General features: G+C 60.2%; 15 protein-coding genes and 1 pseudogene. 2 read left to right on the top strand and 14 right to left on the bottom strand.

All coding sequences use genetic code 11. From position 1 onward, the window contains the following. Nucleotides 1–18: 18 nt before the first annotated feature. The 14 genes and pseudogenes from FSO04_RS18195 to FSO04_RS47565 form a co-directional block, all read right to left on the bottom strand. Entirely contained in the window at nt 19–696 is a 678-nt protein-coding gene (locus FSO04_RS18195) for a glutathione S-transferase (RefSeq protein ID WP_154561086.1), read from the bottom strand. Nucleotides 697–861: 165 nt separating this feature from the next. Beyond that, entirely contained in the window at nt 862–2,502 is a 1,641-nt protein-coding gene (locus FSO04_RS18190) for an AMP-binding protein (RefSeq protein WP_154561084.1), read from the bottom strand. Between the two features lie 76 nt (nt 2,503–2,578). After that, entirely contained in the window at nt 2,579–2,974 is a 396-nt protein-coding gene (locus FSO04_RS18185) for a RidA family protein (RefSeq protein ID WP_054033712.1), read from the bottom strand. After that, the gene (locus FSO04_RS18180; RefSeq protein WP_154561082.1) at nt 2,971–3,414 is read right to left on the bottom strand and encodes an acyl-CoA thioesterase; all 444 of its coding nucleotides are present in this window, start codon (nt 3,412–3,414) and stop codon (nt 2,971–2,973) included. The genes FSO04_RS18185 and FSO04_RS18180 overlap by 4 nt, the downstream gene beginning before the upstream one ends. Next, nucleotides 3,411–4,619, bottom strand: a complete 1,209-nt coding sequence (locus FSO04_RS18175) for an acyl-CoA dehydrogenase family protein (RefSeq protein WP_154561080.1) — start codon at nt 4,617–4,619, stop codon at nt 3,411–3,413. Before FSO04_RS18175 ends, FSO04_RS18180 begins: the two co-directional genes overlap by 4 nt. 1 nt (nt 4,620) lies before the next feature. After that, nucleotides 4,621–5,472 carry an enoyl-CoA hydratase family protein gene (locus FSO04_RS18170; RefSeq protein WP_154561078.1) on the bottom strand — a complete coding sequence of 284 codons (852 nt, stop codon included), beginning with the start codon at nt 5,470–5,472 and terminating at the stop codon, nt 4,621–4,623. Nucleotides 5,473–5,495: 23 nt separating this feature from the next. Next, the gene (locus FSO04_RS18165) at nt 5,496–6,053 is read right to left on the bottom strand and encodes a MarR family winged helix-turn-helix transcriptional regulator (protein WP_168435731.1); all 558 of its coding nucleotides are present in this window, start codon (nt 6,051–6,053) and stop codon (nt 5,496–5,498) included. Beyond that, on the bottom strand, nt 6,050–6,823 hold the full coding sequence (locus FSO04_RS18160; RefSeq protein WP_168435730.1) for an SDR family NAD(P)-dependent oxidoreductase: 774 nt from the start codon (nt 6,821–6,823) through the stop codon (nt 6,050–6,052). The genes FSO04_RS18165 and FSO04_RS18160 overlap by 4 nt, the downstream gene beginning before the upstream one ends. Continuing rightward, complete coding sequence (locus tag FSO04_RS18155; RefSeq protein ID WP_154561076.1) at nt 6,820–9,192, bottom strand: bifunctional salicylyl-CoA 5-hydroxylase/oxidoreductase; 2,373 nt, start codon at nt 9,190–9,192, stop codon at nt 6,820–6,822. Before FSO04_RS18155 ends, FSO04_RS18160 begins: the two co-directional genes overlap by 4 nt. A gap of 174 nt (nt 9,193–9,366) precedes the next feature. Beyond that, nucleotides 9,367–12,723, bottom strand: coding sequence for an EAL domain-containing protein (locus tag FSO04_RS18150; protein ID WP_166618202.1), 3,357 nt, complete (start codon nt 12,721–12,723; stop codon nt 9,367–9,369). 410 nt (nt 12,724–13,133) lie between these two features. After that, nucleotides 13,134–13,877, bottom strand: coding sequence for an acetoacetyl-CoA reductase (phbB, locus tag FSO04_RS18145; protein ID WP_154561072.1), 744 nt, complete (start codon nt 13,875–13,877; stop codon nt 13,134–13,136). Between the two features lie 140 nt (nt 13,878–14,017). Next, nucleotides 14,018–14,584, bottom strand: coding sequence for a TIGR01841 family phasin (gene phaP / locus FSO04_RS18140; protein ID WP_154561070.1), 567 nt, complete (start codon nt 14,582–14,584; stop codon nt 14,018–14,020). Between the two features lie 284 nt (nt 14,585–14,868). Beyond that, nucleotides 14,869–15,072: pseudogene (locus tag FSO04_RS47075) on the bottom strand (hypothetical protein); the annotation flags it as partial. Between the two features lie 800 nt (nt 15,073–15,872). Next, nucleotides 15,873–16,022, bottom strand: a complete 150-nt coding sequence (locus tag FSO04_RS47565) for a hypothetical protein (RefSeq protein ID WP_233464890.1) — start codon at nt 16,020–16,022, stop codon at nt 15,873–15,875. Between FSO04_RS47565 and FSO04_RS18135 the strand changes: the two genes are divergently transcribed. Together FSO04_RS18135 and FSO04_RS46395 are read left to right on the top strand one after the other, a co-directional pair. Continuing rightward, entirely contained in the window at nt 16,023–17,954 is a 1,932-nt protein-coding gene (locus FSO04_RS18135) for a S53 family peptidase (RefSeq protein WP_233464888.1), read from the top strand. A gap of 234 nt (nt 17,955–18,188) precedes the next feature. Beyond that, nucleotides 18,189–18,347, top strand: coding sequence for a hypothetical protein (locus tag FSO04_RS46395; protein WP_166618200.1), 159 nt, complete (start codon nt 18,189–18,191; stop codon nt 18,345–18,347). Nucleotides 18,348–18,990 lie beyond the last annotated feature (643 nt).

Below are 18,990 nucleotides of genomic sequence, written 5' to 3'. Positions count from 1 at the left end.
CCTGGGCGGCGTTGGCCGTCAATCGCCGCCCAGTAGTTCGTACTTGCCACCGCGCTCCAGCGCTCGCTGATAGGCGGGCCGTGCGTGAATGCGTTTCAGGAAATCGACGACGGCGGGAATCTGCCCTTCCATGCCGCCGCGCGCGGTGGCGGCTTCGAGCGGAAAGCTCATCTGAACGTCAGCCGCCGTGAAATCATTGCCGACGAACCAGCCGCTCGCGCCCAATTCCTTATTGATGTAGCCGAGGTGCAGCTTCAACTGCGGATCGATGAAGCTCGATTGCAGCGTCCACGCGATCTTGCGGGCGATCGGCGTCGCGAAGAACGGCATCGGCGCGCTGGCGATGCGCAGGGCGATCAGCTTCAGCAGCAGCGGCGGCATCGCCGAGCCTTCCGCATAGTGCATCCAGTAGGTGTAGCGCAGCCGCTCGGGCGTGCCCGCTGCGGGGGCGAAGCGGCCTTGACCGTACTTGTCGACCAGATACTCGATGATTGCGCCGGATTCGGCGAGGGTCTGGCCGTCGTCCGTAATGACGGGCGACTTGCCGAGCGGATGCACCGCGCGCAACTCGGGCGTCGCCAGCATCGTTTTCGGATCGCGCTCGTAGCGCTTGATCTCGTACGGCACGCCGAGTTCTTCGAGCAGCCACAACACGCGTTGCGAGCGGGAGTTGTTCAGATGATGGGCGATCAGCATGGGTCGAAGGAGGTTGGCCGGTGAAGCGTCACATCATAGGGGCGTTGTGCCGAGGCGGGGCTCTATTTGCTCGCCCCTTTGACGAAAGGGGCGAGCCATGCGGTGCGTCTCTTACTCCGATCCCATGCAACATAGTTGCCGAGGAAAGAGGGACTACATGAGGGGCTACCCGAGCGTACGCAATTCAAAGCGTTTGATCTTGCCGGTTTCGGTGCGCGGCAGCGAGCCGATGAAAGCGATGACGCGTGGGTATTTATACGGCGCCACGCTATTTTTAACGAAATCCTGCAGTTGCGCGACCATTTGGTCGTCAGGCGTATAACCTGGGTTCAGCACCACGAAGGCCTTGACGATCTGTCCGCGCGTCTCGTCGGGTACGCCGATCACGCCGCATTCGGCCACCGCGTCGTGTTGCATCAACACGCTTTCCACTTCCGGGCCGGAGATGTTGTAGCCGGCGGAGACGATCATATCGTCGGCGCGGGCCTGATAGAACACGTAACCGTCTTCGTCGAGATAGACCGAGTCACCGGGAAGATTCCAGCCATCGCGAACGAACTTCGCTTGCCGTTCGTCGGCGAGATAGCGGCAGCCCGTCGGCCCGCGCACCGCGAGTTTGCCGATTGTGCCAGCCGGGACCGGTTGCATGGCGTCGTCCACGGCCTGCACGACGTAACCCGGCACCGCGCGACCGATGGCATGCGGGCGGATCGCGTCGCCTTGCGCCGAGATGAAAATATGGATCAGCTCCGTGCCACCGATCCCGTCGATCATCTCGATGCCGCTTGCGTCGTGCCATAGCCTGCGTGTCGAATCCGGCAACGCTTCTCCCGCCGAGACCGTTTTCTTCAAGCTTGAAACGTCGTGATGCGCGACGAGCGGAGCCATCTGCCGATAGAACGTCGGCGCGGTGAACATGATCGTCGCGTGAAAGCGCTCGACGGTTTGCAGCAAGGTCTCAGGCGTGAGCTTCTCGATCAGCACCGTCGACGCGCCCACTCGCAGCGGAAAGCACAGCAAACCACCGAGGCCGAATGTGAAGGCGAGCGGCGGCGTGCCGCAAAACACATCGCTCGATGAGGGTTTCAGAACATGCCGCGGAAACAGATCGCACATCGCCAGGACGTCGCGATGAAAGTGCATGCAACCCTTCGGTGCGCCCGTCGTGCCGCTGGTGAAGGCGATCAGGCAGACGTCGTCAGCGGCGGTATCGCAGGCGGTGAAGTGGCCCGGCTTGTTGATCGCGAGGGTGTCGAGCGAATCGGCGGAATCATCGTGAAACAGGCGCGTTTGTTTCAAACCCGCACAGTAGAACTCGTCCTTGGGATCGTTGCAGCGTGCGAGTTCGGCGGTCAGGCGTGCGTCGCATAGCGCGGCGTTGACTTGCGCCTTGTCGATGATCTGCTTGAGTTCTTTCGCACGCAGCAGCGGCATGGTGGGCACCACGACGAGGCCGGCTTTCAGCGCCGCGAGCGCCGTCACTGCCATGTGCAAGGTGTTCGGTCCGCGTAACAGCACGCGGTTGCCAGGCTGCAAACCCATTTCATCGACCAGCACGTGCGCGCTGCGATTCACCAAGGCGAGCAACTCGCCGTAAGTGGTCGCCTGCGGTTTTCCATCCACGTCCGACCAGATCGCCGGACGGTCGCGATGTCCCGCTTCGATCGTTCTGTCGAGCAATTCCGTCGCGCAATTGAAGCGCGCCGGGTAAGCAACGTCCGGGTTGTCGAGCAGAAAGACAGGCCATTGATCCTGCGGCGGAAGATTGTCGCGCGCGAAGGTATCGACGTGTGCTGACGGTTCCATCATGGTCTCCCGGGCGTTGAGCCGGCTGAATGCGCTTCGGTTGGCTTGGTGGCTGGCTATTGCGTGTTTCGTGTGCTTACTGCGGAATCACTGCCGTGGCTTCGATCTCGACCTTGGCTTCGTCTTCGATCAATGCAACGACCTGTACCGCGCTCATCGCGATGTCGTAGTCGCCGATCAACTCGCGAAACGCACGGCCGATATCTTTCAGCGAGGCGAGGTATTCGCGCTTGTCCGTGACGTACCACGTCAGCCGGACCAGATGCTCGGGCTTGCCGCCCGCTTCGTGCAGGACGGCGAGGATGTTCTTGAGCGCCTGAATCGCCTGCTGCGCGAAGTCGGTGGTCTGAAAACGCGCCTGTTCGTCCCAGCCGATCTGGCCGGCGATGAACACCTGCGTGCCGGTTGCGGCAACGCCGTTCGCGTAGCCGCGCGGCTTGATCCAACCGGCGGGAAGGAGAGCTTTTTTCATGAGCGATGCGCCTCGATGGATTCAGGCTGTGGGACAAACGCCGCGAGCGCGCTCGCGATGTCTGTGGGAATGTCGATGGATGTGCCGCTTTCGAGCGATGTCGTTACCAGCACCTGTTTCGCGCGAAACCGGATTTCGTCGCCGTGCTGGCCGACGATCTCGATACTGATCGAGCGGCGCCCGACCTTCGTGACGCTGAGTGACAGCGTGATCGTTTCGCCCATCTGGCTCGGCCGCGAAAACTCGCAATCGAGTCTGACGATCGGCAAACCGACCCGGCGTTGCGCGATCATTTGCGCATAGTCGATCTGCATGCCTTCGTTGAACCAGTCTTCGACCAACGCGTTGGTCATCACCAGATATTGCGGAAAGAACACGATGCCGGCCGGATCGCAGTGCTGGAAGCGGATACGGACAGGTCGTTCGAAGGTCGCGTTCATTTCGCTGCGTCCTTGATGGCTTCCGCGGCGTGCGCCTTCAGAAGGTCGCGGCCGACAATCAACTGCTGCACCTCAGTCGCGCCTTCATAGATCCGCAACGCACGAATTTCACGGTAGAGCATCTCGACGGCTGTGCCGCTTTGCACGCCCATGCCGCCATAGAGTTGCACGGCGGCGTCGATCACCTGTTGCGCGCCTTCGCTTGCGTGCCACTTGGCCATTGCGGCTTCACGCGTGACCTGTTCGCCCTGATCGCGCAGCCAGGCTGCGCGATAGACCAGCAATGCGCTGCTGTCGATCGTCAATGCCATTTGCGCGAGCTTGGCTTGCGTCAACTGAAAATCGCCGAGCGTCTGTCCGAACATCTTGCGCGACGCCGCACGCGAGAGACCTTCAGCCATCGCATGACGCGCGAAGCCCAACGACGCTGCCGCCACCGAGGTGCGGAAAATATCCAGCGTACGCATCGCGAGTTTGAAACCTTCGCCGGGTGCGCCGAGCATCTGGCTGCGCGGCACGCGTGCGCCGGCAAAGTGCAAACGCGCTAGCGGATGCGGCGCGATCACGTCGATGCGTTCGGCGATTTCCAGACCCGGGGTGTCGGCATCGACGATGAAGGCGGTGATGCCGCGTGCGCCCGGCGCTTCGCCGGTTCTGGCGAACACTACGTAGAAGTTGGCGATGCCGCCGTTGGAGATCCACGTTTTGTCGCCGTCGAGTACGTAGAAGTCGCCGTCTTCGCGCGCTGAGAGGGACATCGCAGCGACGTCCGATCCCGCTTCCGGTTCCGACAAAGCGAAGGCGGCGATAGCCGTGCCATTTGCGACCCGTGGCAAATAACGTGTCTTTTGCTCATGAGTGCCGCCGAGCGAGATCGCGCCAGAGCCGAGTCCCTGCATCGCCAAGGCGAAATCCGCGAGACCGGAATGCTTGGCGAGCGTCTCACGCAGCAGGCACACCGCGCGCGTGTCGATCGTGTCGCCATTCCCGCCGTAGGCAACGCCGCCGACACCGTATTTCAGCCAGCCCGCTGCACCGAGTTCACGGACCAGGCGGCGGCAGGTTGCATCGACGTCGTCATGTTCTACGTGCGAGAGATTCGCGCGGCACCATGCTTCGATACCCGCAGCCAGTTCGCGATGGCGTGGTTCGAAAAACGGCCAGGCCAGTGCGCTGTGCAGATCCAGATCGCTGTTGGTGCTCAATTCAATCTCCCTCGAAGACAGGGCGGGACTTCGCGGCAAACGCGCTATACGCACGTTCGAAATCGCGCGTGCTCATACAGATTGCCTGTGCTTGCGCTTCCGATTCGATCGCTTCGTCGATGCTCATGCTCCATTCCTGGTGCAGCATCTTCTTCGTGATGCCGTGCGCGAAGGTCGGACCGGCGACGAGATCGGCGGCGAGCTTCTGTGCGTCTGCGATGAGCGCTGCCGGTTCGCACAGGCGGTTATAGAAGCCCCATGCGTGGCCCTCGTCACCACTCGCCGAGCGGCCGGTGAACAGCAATTCGGCGGCGCGTCCCTGACCGATGATGCGCGGCAGGATCGCGCAAGCGCCCATATCGCAACCCGCGAGGCCGACGCGAGAGAACAGAAACGCGAGCTTGCTGCGCGCGGTGCCGAGCCGCATATCGGACGACATTGCCAGGATCGCACCGGCGCCGGCACAGACGCCGTCGACTGCGGCGATGATGGGTTGCGGGCAGTGACGCATCGCTTTGACCAGATCGCCGGTCATGCGCGTGAACAGCAACAGTTCCGGCATCGGCAGATCGATCAGCGGCGCGATGATGTCGTGCACGTCGCCGCCGGAGCAGAAGTTCTCGCCTGCGCCGTGAATCACGACTGCCTTCACGTCGGTCGCGTACGCGAGTTGCCGGAACAAATCGCGCAACTCCGCATACGATTCGAACGTCAGCGGGTTTTTGCGTTCGGGGCGGTTCAGCGTGATCGTCGCGACCTTGTCGGCGACCGACCAGCCGAAGTGCCGCGCCTCGTAACCGGCGAGTGTCAGGCGGTTGCCGGCTAGCAGCGCGTCGGCGTTGGATCGTGTCATGAGTGTCTCCAGTTCGGTGCGGATCAGTCTTTCAGACTGTCGAGCAGATGTTGTTTGAGTTTGCCGAGGCGCTGATGGGTGCGCGATTTTTCGTCGAGGCTCAAGCCGCCGAACAGTTCGACAACCCATTGCTCATGCGCGATGGCCATCTTGTCGAACGCCTTGCGACCCGCGGGTGTGAGGCACACGCTGATCGAGCGGCGATCGTTGGGATCGGTGCCACGCGAAACCAGACCTTCTTTTTCGAGCTGATCCGTAATGCCGGTCACGTTGCCGCCCGTCACCATCAAACGGCGCGACAGTTCGGTCATCTTCAGGCCTCCCGGATGACGTTCTAGTTGTGCCATCAAATCGAAACGCGGCAACGTGGTGTCGAATTCGTTGCGCAGGCGCTTGCGCAGTTCGGCTTGCACGAGATTGGTTGTGGTCAACATGCGCAACCATAGACGCAGGCCCATGTGACTATCGGCGCCGGTACTCATTTCCAGATCCACGACGTTCTCCGCTGGTTTGGCGACGCCTTTGCGCGGCGGCTTTGTTTCAGCCGTCGTAGTCTTTTTGAAGTTCGATAACTTGGTCACATTACTTCTCCACCGGAGATGGAAATGGATTGACCCGTGATCGCGTCCGAGCCGGGTTGGCAGAGCCAAAGCACTGAGTTCGCGACTTGCTCCGGGCTCACGAAACGACGCTGCGGATTCGTGCGCAGCAAGGTTTCACGCGCTTGTTGTTCGGTGCGTGAGGTCTTGCTGGTGATCTGTTCGAGCGATGCATGCAGCAGTTCGGTTTCTGTATAACCGGGGCAGACGGCGTTGACCGTGATGCCCTTGGTTGCGACTTCCAGCGCGAGTGAACGCGTCAGGCCGATCACGCCATGTTTCGCGGCGCAGTAAGCGGCGACGTAGGCGTAGCCGATTTGCCCCGCTGTGCTCGCGACATTGACGATGCGGCCGTGGCCACGATCGAGCATGCCGGGTAACACGGCGCGCGTGCCGAGGAAGACGCCGGTGAGGTTCACGTCGAGCATGCGCTGCCAGAGCGCCATGTCGGTGTGAGTGAAGGGTGCGGCTTGCGCCTGGCCGGCGTTGTTGACGAGGATATCGATTGCGCCGGCTTGTGCGAATGCCTTCTCGACCGATTCTTCGCTGGTGACGTCGACGCTGATGCAGGCGACCTCGCCGAGCCCGTTGAAAATCTCCCGCTGCGCATCGAGACGTTGTGCGTTGCGGCCCATCAAGGTGACGCGGGCGCCAGCGCGCAGCAGCGCTTCGGCTACGGCGGCGCCGATGCCGCTGCCGCCGCCTGTGACGACAGCGTGCTGTCCTGCGAGGGTCGTGTTGGGCGTATTCACGTGGTTCCTTCAGCGCGTTGCGCGCGTTCTTGCGGCGACAAGCCTGCGTTCGCGGCGGCCTGTGCACGCTCGCGTTCGAGATTGCGCTCGAGTTGCGACTTGGCTGCCGTGTAAGGCTTCGGCCACGTCACGTCCAGATAGCCGATTTTTGCGGCTTCATTCAACGTCCACGACGGGTTAGCCAGATGCGGCCGCGCGATCGCACAGAGATCGGCACGGCCTGCCGCGATGATGCTGTTCACGTGGTCCGCTTCCGAGATCGCACCAACGGCGATGGTTGCGATGCCGGCTTCGTTGCGCACGCGGTCGGCAAAAGGCGTCTGGAACATGCGGCCAAACACGGGCTTTTCCTGCTTGCTGACCTGGCCCGACGAGACGTCGATCATGTCCGCGCCTGCGGCTTTGAACGCGCGGGCGATCTGAACGGCGTCGTCGGGCGTGGTGCCGCCTTCGACCCAATCGTTAGCGGAAATACGCACGGAAATCGGCTTGTCTTGCGGCCAGACGGCGCGGATCGCCTTGAAGACCTGCAACGGGTAACGCAGACGGTTTTCAAGTGAGCCGCCATATTCGTCGGTGCGCTGATTCGTCAACGGCGACAGGAAGCTCGAGAGGAAATAGCCGTGTGCGCAGTGCAGTTCGAGCCAATCGAAGCCGGCTTCCGTGGACATTTGTGTGGCGCGTACGAATTGCGCTTCGATTTCTTTAAGTTCGTCTCGTGTGGCTTCATGCGAGGTCTGACTGACGCCGCTTAAATATTGCTGCGGCGAAGCGGACACGAGCGGCCAGTTGCCTTCGTCAAGCGGCTGGTCGATGCCTTCCCACGCTACACGTGTCGAGCCTTTTGCGCCGGAGTGCCCTAGCTGAATGCCGATCTTCGCGTCCGATTGACTATGCACGAGATCGACAATTCGCTTCCATGCCGTGACATGTTCCGGCGCGTACATGCCGGGACAAGCGGGCGTGATGCGCGCTTCGGGCGACACGCAGGTCATTTCCGTCATGACCAGCCCGGCGCCGCCCATGGCGCGGGCACCGAGATGCATCAGGTGATAGTCACCGGCGATGCCGTCGACGGCGGAGTATTGCGCCATCGGCGAGACGACGACGCGGTTTTTCAGGGTGACGCCACGCAACGTGAAGGGCGTGAACATCGGCGGAACGGAGTGCTTTTCAGGCGCGCGTTCAATGCCGGAGCGGTGTGCGAGCCAGTCTTCGAACGTCGAGAGATAGGTCGCGTCACGTTCCCGCAAATTCTCGTGCGAAATGCGCTGCGAGCGCGTAAGCAGCGAATACGCGAACTGTTCCGGTTCGAACGACGTATAGCGGTCGACATGCTCGAACCACTCCGTCGAATTGCGCGCGGCGTTCTGGATGCGCAATACGTCGATACTGCGGACATCCGTGTAGTGCTGCAACGCAGCGGGCAAATCACCCGGATGCGCGCCGATGCTGTTGGCGAGTTCGATCGAATCTTCGAGCGCGAGCTTGGTGCCCGAGCCGATCGAAAAGTGCGCGGTGTGCGCGGCGTCGCCCATCAGTACGATCGGCGTTTGCGTGCCATCGGCGTTACCGCGCCAATGAACCCATTCCTCGTTGACGACGCGCGGGAAGCGAATCCACTGCGACGACCCGCGCAAATGTGCGGCGTTCGACAGCAACGGGTTGCCGTCCAGATACTTGGCGAACAGCTTCTCGCAGAACGCGATGCTATCTTCCTTGCTCATTTCGTCGAGACCGGCGGCGCGCCACACGCGCTCCGGTGTTTCCACAATAAACGTCGAGGTCTGATCGTCGAAGCGGTAGGCATGGGCCTGGAACCAGCCGAACTCAGTTTCTTCGAAAGCAAACGTGAAGGCGTCGAAGAGCTTTTTGGTGCCGAGCCAGACGAAGCGGCAATCGCGCATGTCGATCGCGGGCTTGTAAGTGGCGGTGTACTTCTGACGGATGGCGCTGTTGGCGCCGTCACAGGCGATGATCAGGTCGGCGTCGTAGGTGGTGTCGTCCGTGACCTGGGTTTCGAAAACCAGCTTGACGCCCAGTTCTTCGCAGCGGGCCTGGAGGATATTCAGCAGACGTTTGCGGCCGATGCCGCAGAAGCCATGGCCCGACGAGCGAACCTGCCTGCCGCGGAAATTGATCTCGATGTCGTCCCAGTGGTTGAAGGCGTCGAGGATCGCGTCTGCGCTCGGGGCGTCGGCGGCGCGCAGATTGCCGAGCGTCTGGTCGGAGAATACGACGCCCCAGCCGAAGGTGTCATAGGGGCGGTTGCGCTCGACCACCGTGACGTCATATGCCGGGTTCCGGCCCTTCATTAACAGGCCGAAGTACAAGCCGGCCGGGCCGCCGCCGATACATACGATGCGCATGTTGACTCTCCATGTGGACCTTTCTCTGGAGGGTAATTTAGGCGTCGATAGTTTAGATGTCAAGTAAATTGTGGGGCAGCGCGTGTGCGCGTTGCGGCGGATGATCAGTCAACAAATGAAGCGGGCGAGACGCGCATCGTATACCCGTTCACCGGACGGGTGTCCTGTCGTTGGTCAACTACGTGTATCAACCCCGCGGAGAAGAACTTCCTCCATAGGGGCGGGGACATGGACGAAGTACCCCTGTATGTAGTCGGCTCCCATGTCTCGCAGCAATGCCGCGACGGCGGCTGTTTCGACGAATTCCGCAATGGTCTGCTTGCCGACTGCCTTTGCTACATCGCAGATACACCGCACCATCGCCTGATCAATGGGGTCATGTTCGAGATTGGTGATGAACTGTCCGTCGATCTTGAGGTAGTCCACAGGCAACGCTTTAAGGTAGCCGAACGACGATGCGCCACTTCCGAAATCGTCCAGGGCGAAGTGCATGCCGCGCAATCGCAGCGACTGGACGAACTCCGTTGCAACTGACAGATTCGTGATCGCCGCTGTCTCTGTTACTTCAAAGCAAAGCTTATGCGTGTCGAATTGAAATGAGTCAGCCAGATCCCTCACGTACCGATGGAAGGCGTGGTCACCAATGGACTGGCCGGAGAGGTTCACCGCGATACTGTCAACGTGGTCCAACTGGTCGCGATGGTGTGTCATCCATGCGAATACGTATTTGACCACCCAGCGGTCAATGCGGGAGGCCATGTGGAAACGTTCAGCCGCTGACAGAAAAACGTCGGGCAGTACCAGAGTCCCATCAGACTCGCGCAGGCGCAACAGAAGTTCGCACCGAAGATGGTTCTCCTGCTGACCAAGCGCCCGTATGCGCTGGGCATATAGCTCGAAACGGTCTTCATCGAGGGCCTGCTCCAGACGCGTGACCCACTGCATCTCGCCGTGCCGCGCGATTACGGCCTGATCGGCGTCGAACCACGAGTGCACACGGTTACGCCCGGCGTCCTTGGCGGCGTAGCACGCATTGTCAGCGGCCTGAAGCACGGCCGCAGTCGTTGGCCAGCGATCGTCAATGGGTACCAGACCGATGCTCGCACCAATATGGAAGCGACGTTCGTTGTAGGCAAATCGAAATTCGTCGAGGCGCTCGCAGATCTGGGAGGCGACCCGACGGGCCTGCTCCGTGTCGCATTGCTCCAGGATGACGCCAAACTCGTCGCCTCCTAGCCGGGCTAGTGTGTCGGTTGCCCGGATACACTGTCCCACCTGTTCCGTCACTTGTCGCAGCAACTGGTCGCCGGCGATATGCCCGAAGGTATCGTTCACGACCTTGAATTGATCAAGGTCGATGTACAGCATGGCGTGTTTGCTGCCTGCCTCGCGTGCATGGATTAGCACGCGGTTAAGTTGCGTTTCGAATTCCGCGCGATTTAGCAACCCCGTGAGGGCATCATGTGTGGCGCGATAGCTCATTTCTTTGGTGAGCCGACGTTCTTCGGTCACGTCGTGAAACACCAGAACGACACCCAGAACTTCGCCAATCGCACTGACGATCGGGGCAGCGGAATCCTTGATCGCATGTTCTGCACCAGACCGTGATATCAGGACGGTATTGTCAGTGTTACCTACGACGCGGTTCTCACTCAGACACTGCGTGACGGGATTCGGAGCGTGTATGCGCGTTGATTCGTTGCGGGCATCAAATACATCGTCCAGCGGAAGGCCGCGCGCCTGGGCAATGAGCCAGCCCGTTAGTCGCTCTGCCACTGGATTCAGGTATGTGACGCGACCGTGCGGATCGGTTGTGACGACGCCGTCGCCGATTGAATGCAACGTTATCTGGAGGAATTCATGCTGTTCGGCAAGGGTCGCCTGCATCCGCTTGCGCTCGGTGGTCTCGAGGACCAGAACAGCACACTGATTGGGGCCGGGGCGATATGCCACCATGTCAAACCAGCCGTCCCCTGCTGTCGGTATATCCTGTCGCGCAACCGGCTCGCCGGTGAGTACAACCCCAGTTAGCGTGCCGAGCCAGTCCCATTCCAGGTCTGCCAGCCCGGCAAACACCTCGGAGACCTTCCTGCCGATCATGAGATCGGACGGAATATGACTTGTCCTTGCAATTGCCGGATTTGCCGCGACGAACCGGAAATCGACAACCTTCGCAGTTGCGTCGCTGACAATATCCAGCAATACGAATCCGACCTGCATGTGCTCAAAAAGCGCGCGATACCGGCGCTCACTTTCGAGCAGGGTGGCCTCGACCTTCCTGCGCTCAGTGATATCCTCGATCACGGCCATGGACCGCCATGGCACGCCGTCGCTCTGCCTTTCGAGAAAGGCGGACAACAATACGTCGATCACTTCGCCGTCCTTGCGCACCATTTCGTATTCGACGTTGCGGCAATGACCGGTGCGGAAGAACTCGGGAAGCACGACCTGACGGGCGTACTCGCGCGACGCGGGTGTCAGGAAATCGGATGACGGCCGCCCCAGCACCTCGACCCGGTCATACCCAAGCGTGCGAAGCCATAAGTCGCTCACGCTTATGAGCCTGCCTTGCACATCAATCGAGTGAAGCATCGCCGGGGTGCGTTCGTAGAGTTCGCGATACCTCCGCTCGCTCTCGATCAACGCCTGTTCGGCGCGCCTGCGTTCACTAACATCGCGTCCCACTGCATGGATCGCCACAATCCGTCCGTCGATGTCTGTCACCGGTCGGTAGTTCCAGCGCACCCATCGTTCGACATTATTTATCGTGGACATACGGGCGACCAGCGTCGCGCCCGATCGACGCGTCACCACGTCACGTAGAGCCGCGGCCACCGATGCGCGGTCCTCGTCGGCAACCGTATCAAGCAGGTTGGCACCTGCAAGCCTCGACGAGGAGCCGTCCATATAGCGAGCGGAGGCGTCGCTAACGTAGCCGATCTCTCCACTGGAACTGGCCAGCACGACGAGGTCTGTTTTCGGCTCAGGAGCGGTGTTCAGATTGAATCCCTTCCCGAACGGGGCGTCGGCGAGGGCACCCGCAGTGGGATTGAGCAGGCAGGTGCTGACAATATGCGCCAGGCTGTCCAGAGCAGCACGTTGCATACGAGTCAGTCGTTGCGGCTCGCATGCCGCCACCGACAGCACACCTATGCACTGCCCCATCGGGAGAAGGATCGGCGTATTTGCATAGAACCGGATCTCAAGCGTACCGAAGATGAACGGATTCTGGGCAACGCGAGGATCGTCAGCCGCATCGACCACCTCAACCGCTTGATGGTCGCCCGCAACGAGCAGGCAGAACGCCGCCTCAGCGGCCGTCCACTCTTCCGCAGATAACCCGACATCTGAATGAAGCCAGCTCGAGTCAGGATCCGGCAAGGTTACTGCGGCGATCGGCACCTCGCAAATCGTCGCAGCGAGGCGTGCGACCTCTTCAAAAACTGAGGTGATTGTGCCACTGACAATAGCCGAATTGTTAGCGTCGCCACGATGCGCGGGCCGGTACTCAGGCAGACGGTGAGATGTCATGTCGGGGTTCCCCGGAAGATTGCACGACTGAATGCGAAAGGTATCAACAGCGTACGCTGTTCTTTTGTTTTTGCCGTTTCCGGAACATATCTTGACTGACGGTCCCGACAAGGACCACAAGTCTGCACGGCAGGGTGAATCTGTCATGGATGCGATAACGGCTGGTTGCCGTCGGCGCGCAGGCGAGCGGAGACGGCGCGATTCCGAAGGTAGGCGAGCAATGCGCATACCCGGTCCGGCGTGACCGCACAGAGGACCGAAGAGCGGGTCATGTACTTTTGCCTTGCGCATACCATGTACGGATTGACGGTCACGCAGACAAGCGTCCTCCCGGCACGGATGGCTTCGCTAGCCCACGTTTAACCGCCTGAACCTCAGAGTTGCATTGATCCGGACGTCGGCACTTCGACTCACTGGAGGTGCTGGCCGCCGTTGATGGCGATATTCGCCCCGGTCAGAAAACCTGCCTCGCGCGAACACAGGTACAGGACTAGCGCGGCGACTTCGGCGGGCTGTCCGAGCCGTCCGACAGGTATCTGGGGAATGATCCTGGTTTCGAGGACGTCCTGCGGCACCGCCATCACCATCCGCGTCGCAATGAATCCTGGCGAGATCGTGTTAACGGTTACACCTCTTTTCGCGACCTCGAGCGCCAGCGATTTCGTGAAGCCGTGGATGCCTGCTTTCGCGGCCGCATAGTTGGTCTGGCCGAAGCCGCCTTTGGAACCGATGATCGAGGATATATTGATAATGCGTCCCCAGCCACGCTCGACCATGCCGTCGCAGACGGGCTTCGTCATGTTGAAGACCGAATCGAGGTTGGTGCGGATGACTGCATCCCAGTCGACCTTGTCCATCTTCCTGAAAACGGCATCGCGGGTGATACCGGCATTGTTGACCAGGATGTCAACCGGGCCCACTTCGTCGAGGATTCTTCCGGCACACGTTGCACACGATTCGTGGTCCGCCACATCGACGGCATAGGCGTGGAACAGGCGGTCCTGGGTTTCCATGCGTGCAAGCCACGCGTCGACGCCTGTGTTTTTAGGCGAGTAAGTGACAATGGTCGTGTAGCCGGCATCGCGCAGTCTGATGCTGATGGCTTCGCCAATCCCGCCGGTCCCACCTGTGACAAGGGCGATCTGATTCGTCATTTCCGTTACCTGATCGTCGATTCAAAGAAAAAAGCGACGCACGGGCCTCCGAAAAGATCGGAGCGTTCCCACACCATGAATTTCGCAGTTTGACGACCTGCAGATGCGGACATAACAGCCGTACGTCGCGGAAGGAACGACTACTTCGATGTAGCACGAGCAGCCCGTTCGGCCGCCTGCCTGGTGGTTTTTGACACGACTTCACTCACTGCTGCGGCATTGCTTTCTGCAGCGAGGATCGCCTGTTGAGTGGCCTTGTACGTCGTCTCGTACCAGGTGCCTGCGGCGGCAATCGCAGACTTCAAGGATGTAATGGCGGTTTCTGCAGCGGCCGGCGCATGCCGCGCGGCCCCGCCAATCGCCTCCTGCAATTTGCGCTGCTGCCCAGTGACATACTCATTGATGACGTTTGCAAATTCCAGTTGGGAATTTGATGCAATGGCGAATAATTGCCGGTAGTACGACTGGATTTGCGGCGCGATCCGTTCCGCCGCGCCACTGTGCAGTGCGCCCCATTCTTGAAGACTGTTTCCCGATAGCGCTTCGAACACTACCTCTCTGGTTTCGGTGATACTCGACCTGGCGGTTTTCAGATTCAGTTCGATCATCTTCTGAAAAATCTCGACGGTTCTGTTTGCCAAAGCAAACGATGCTTCCATGCTAGCCTGTTGCCCCACAGAGTTTTGCTCAGGATTCCACAGATTCATCGCTTGCTCCAAAAAGGTGACAGGAAAGGGGTACGTTGAGAGAGAAAAAAACCTTCATCCAATGAAGCCGGGTTGTGTCAAAAGATCTTCGCCCCTGCGCCCTTGACGACATGGGCATCTGGAGCGCCGATATCGGCTTCTGCCACAGGTTCGAGAGGCAACGCTGAGGCGAGGGGATGCTCCGATCTGCCTGTACAGCATCTGCAGTCCCGTCGCCGGGACAGCACTGCCTTCGGCTTGCTGCCGGGTGCGGTGCGTCGTGGACGGCGCGGCTCATCATGCTGCTCCACGTCGAACCGGTCCAACTGCAGAAGCAGGCTATCGATCGAGCATAACTGGACCTTCGTGAGATGGCACGAGTCGAGTAACCGGTAGAGCCGTCTGCGCCAATATTCGGCTGGCAGAATCGGGCCGTCTTCAAACCCGCATAACGACGGACGCATCACGCACTCGATGTGCGCGATGTCCTCATCGATCAATATACCCATGCCCGCCCCCGGTGCATTTTCGAATACTGCTCAATGACGTGTTTTACATTCGTGTGTGACCGGTACTATAGGTCTATCTATCTTCGAAATCCAATCTTAAATCGTGCATATGGCGATGCCGATGCCTGTCCGTAAATAGTTCGATAGAAAATCGTTAAAAAAGAACGCGCAATTCAAACACCTTTTCGCTTTGGCGTAACGCTATATGTCGAAGCAGGGGCTCCTTGTGCGAGCGTAACTCTGGCAAATATCCAATGTGCATGACGTTCGCTGGGTGGAGAAGGAATCAAACGGCGTCGTTGCCGCGTGGTGCAACAGCGAAGAGTCAATTTATTGGCGAATTCAGCACCTGTTACGTGCCGCACGATGGTGCACACGTGGTGAATTCGAGCCCGCCGAATCGTGCAAACGGGCATAGGGCGTCGGAGCCTTGACAGCGGCTCAATGGTTCCTACTATCGATTGACTGACCGGTGCCAGGACGAGAGCGAAGACTGCCTTTCTCTCCGTGGCATGGGAAGTCGCGGTCGAAGGTGAGCGGCCGTCGCCGCGACCTGAGGTTGTCTGCGAGCAATGTACGTCCCTACGCTCAATGCTCTCAGGAAGGCCGTTGAAATTTGCCCCGGCTGGATGATTGGGGTGCTGTCTCGACAAGCTCCGAATACGACTTGCTGCTGATTTTCGGATGCATAAGGTGGGTGGCCGATGTTGCGAGGGCGTGTACGGAGAAACGACATGTTCACTCGATTCCAATCAAGATTCCGGGTCATTGTTCTGATTCTTTTCACTGTGGTTTGTACGTCATCCGAAGCAATAGCGCAAACGACACGGCAGCTCGTCACTCAGGTTGTCGACGAGCGGCAGACCATTGAGCTGGCCGGCAATATCCGACCCGAGGCAAGCGCGCAGAACGATCTCGGGCGGGTCGACGACACGCTTGCGCTTGACCACATGCAGCTTCTGCTCAAGCGCCCAACCGAGACCGAAGCGGCTCTCGTGCGCTTCATCGATCTACTCCATGATCCGAAGTCGCCTTATTTCCATCAGTGGCTCACGGCCGAGCAATTCCGCGCGAATTTCGGTCCGGCAGACGCCGATGTGAGCATGGTCAGCAATTGGCTTTCGAGGCACGGACTCACGGTGAACGGCGTGCAGGCAGGTGGCATGGTGATTGACTTCTCGGGCACCGCCGGGCAGATCCGCGACGCGTTCAGGACAGAAATTCATCGGCTCGACGTGGGCGGCGTCGGGCATGTCGCGAACATGCGCAATCCCCGAATTCCGGCAGCACTTTCGGATGTGGTGAATGGGATCGTGTCACTGAATGATTTCCGGCCGCACACAAATTTCAAGTCCAGACCCGAATACACGTACACCAGTGGCAGTTCAACCTATCATGCAGTCGCTCCCGCGGATCTCGCTACGATCTACAATCTGAACCCGATGTTTCGTTCCGGCATCTCCGGCCAAGGCCAGACGATCGTCGTGATCGAGAACACCAACGTTTACAGCCCAGCCGACTGGACGACCTTCCGCTCGACCTTCGGATTGTCCAGCTACACGTCGGGCTCCTTTACTCAAATCCATCCGGTGCCGGCAAGCGGTGCGAACAACTGCACGAATCCCGGAGTCGTCGCGGGCAACGAGAGAGAAGCTGAACTGGACGCAGAATGGGCCAGTGCCGCGGCTCCAGGCGCCGCCGTCGTACTCGCGTCCTGCGGGGACACCAGTACCACGTTTGGCGGCCTGATCGCGCTCCAGAACCTCGTGAACAGCAGCAACCCGCCGGCGATAATCAGTATCAGCTACGGCGAATGCGAGGCGATGAACGGGGCCACCGCCAATGCCGCTTACAGTTCGGTCTACCAGCAGGCGGTCGCCCGCGGCATCTCTGTTTTTGTCTCGGCCGGTGACGAAGGGGCCGCGAGCTGCGACGCAAATTTGGGAAATGCCACCCATGGAATCGGAGTCAGCGGCTTTGCCTCGACACCCTACAACGTTGCGGTTGGGGGCACTGATTTCGGCGACACCTATGCCCGGACCACGGCTTCTTACTGGACCGCGGCAAATGCCGCGACCTATGGCTCGGCGATATCTTACGTCCCGGAAATTCCGTGGAACGATTCCTGCGCCAGCGTGCTGATTGCTGCTGCGAACGGCTACCGCACGACCTATGGCACGACCGGTTTTTGCAACAGCCCAACCGGCAACGCCAATTACCTGACGACGGCGAGCGGCAGCGGCGGCCCAAGCGGCTGTGCGGCGGGTGCGCCGTCGGTGAGCGGTGTCGTGAGCGGAACGTGCCGCGGCTATGCCAAGCCGGTCTGGCAAACGCTGCTTCTGCTGTTGGGCAACCCCGCCGACGGCGTGCGTGATCTTCCTGATGTCTCACTCTTCGCGGCCAACGGCGTTTGGGGCCACTACTACATTGTCTGCGATTCTGACGTGCCGGATGGCGGTGCGGCTTGCACAGGAGCCCCGAGCGGGTGGGCCGGCGGCGGGGGAACGTCATTCGCCGCGCCGATATGGGCCGGGTTCCAGGCCCTGGTGAACCAGGCGACCGGGTCCCGGCAGGGTAATCCGAACCCGGTCTACTATTCCCTCGCGGCCACGGAATATCTGTCGGGCGGGACCAGCACCTGCAATTCGAGTCGCGGCAATGGCGTCGCCAGCAACTGCGTCTTCTATGACATTACGCTCGGCGACATTGACGTGAACTGCTCAGGCACGAATGATTGCTATCGCCCGAGCGGCAATTACGGCGTCCTCTCAACGAGAAACAGCAGCTATTCGAAAGCGTACGGCACCGGTGCTGGTTGGAACTTTGCCACCGGCATCGGCACGGTCAACGTCACCAATCTGGTGAACGCCTGGCCGCGTTGACCGGTTCGATAAGTGGGTGTGTGGAGGCTACGCGCGCCGCGCAGGAGACCCCTTGGGGGGAAGCGGCGCTTGCGTTCGCGCGTCGGTCGATGATTGTTTTCGCCCATGTTGTTCAGCCGGGCGCCGGCTTTGGCGAAGAGTGCAGCGCAAGCCAGTTAGAACACGCCATGGACCAACCGGTAGCGCACGCGGCTCATGTGCCCGCGATAAGTCATGTCGTGAATGGAGGTTCGGATGAGTGAAGCAGTCGGAATCGTGATGAGTTCGTTCGTGCTGGCGATGGCACCCGTGTTCGTCGCCGCTCATTATTACCGGGAGCAGATGCGCCGAAAGCGGCTCAGGCAACTGGCTCACCGTCACTACTGGCCGCACTGGAGCAACGCCTGGCATTGAGCTTTTGCGCTCGCTGCGCTGTTGTTGCGGTACCAGGGGGGCGCGTCGTTGCCGGCACGTATGCGCGCACGGGTTTCGTCAGGAAACGCACACGGGCAATACCTACGCAATGGCTGCCGTCGCGCCGTACGCCACGCGGTAAACATCAATTCGGGCGACGCCGAAACAGCGATATCTTGTGACTCGGCTGCCGCGTTCTCAGGCGCGGTGGCCGCCTTCGGATGCTGCTGGTCCTCTCAACCAGCAGCATCCCCTCGGTCAGGGCTTCACCGCCCTGGATTTTTTTTCGCCCGACATGGGCGCACTCTTGCGGGTGCAAGGCGATGTAAGAAACGGACGATTTCAGTTCTCCGGATGCTTCCACATGCCCGGGTTTCAACCATCGCTGCATTGGAAGGCAGACCTTAAAGCAAGCTTTCTGGCGACGGTTCTATTCTTCGCACGGGGGTGGGTCGCTTTCCTTTTTATTCTCACGCCAATACGTTTGGTTCGACGCGCATTGATCAGGAAAACGAAGACTATGTGTGACGTTCAATCGCTGGACGCTCGTGGAAAATACCGCCTCACCACGATCGGGACGTGAGACTCTCGCTTCAAGGCTGAACCTCATACGGTGGACATGTGGACAGGCGCTGATCGTCTA

The sequence above is a fragment of the Paraburkholderia madseniana genome (assembly GCF_009690905.1).
Taxonomy (GTDB): Bacteria; Pseudomonadota; Gammaproteobacteria; order Burkholderiales; family Burkholderiaceae; genus Paraburkholderia; species Paraburkholderia madseniana.
The sequence above is the reverse complement of the archived record's forward strand: the minus strand, read 5'-3'. Positions and strand labels throughout refer to the sequence as shown.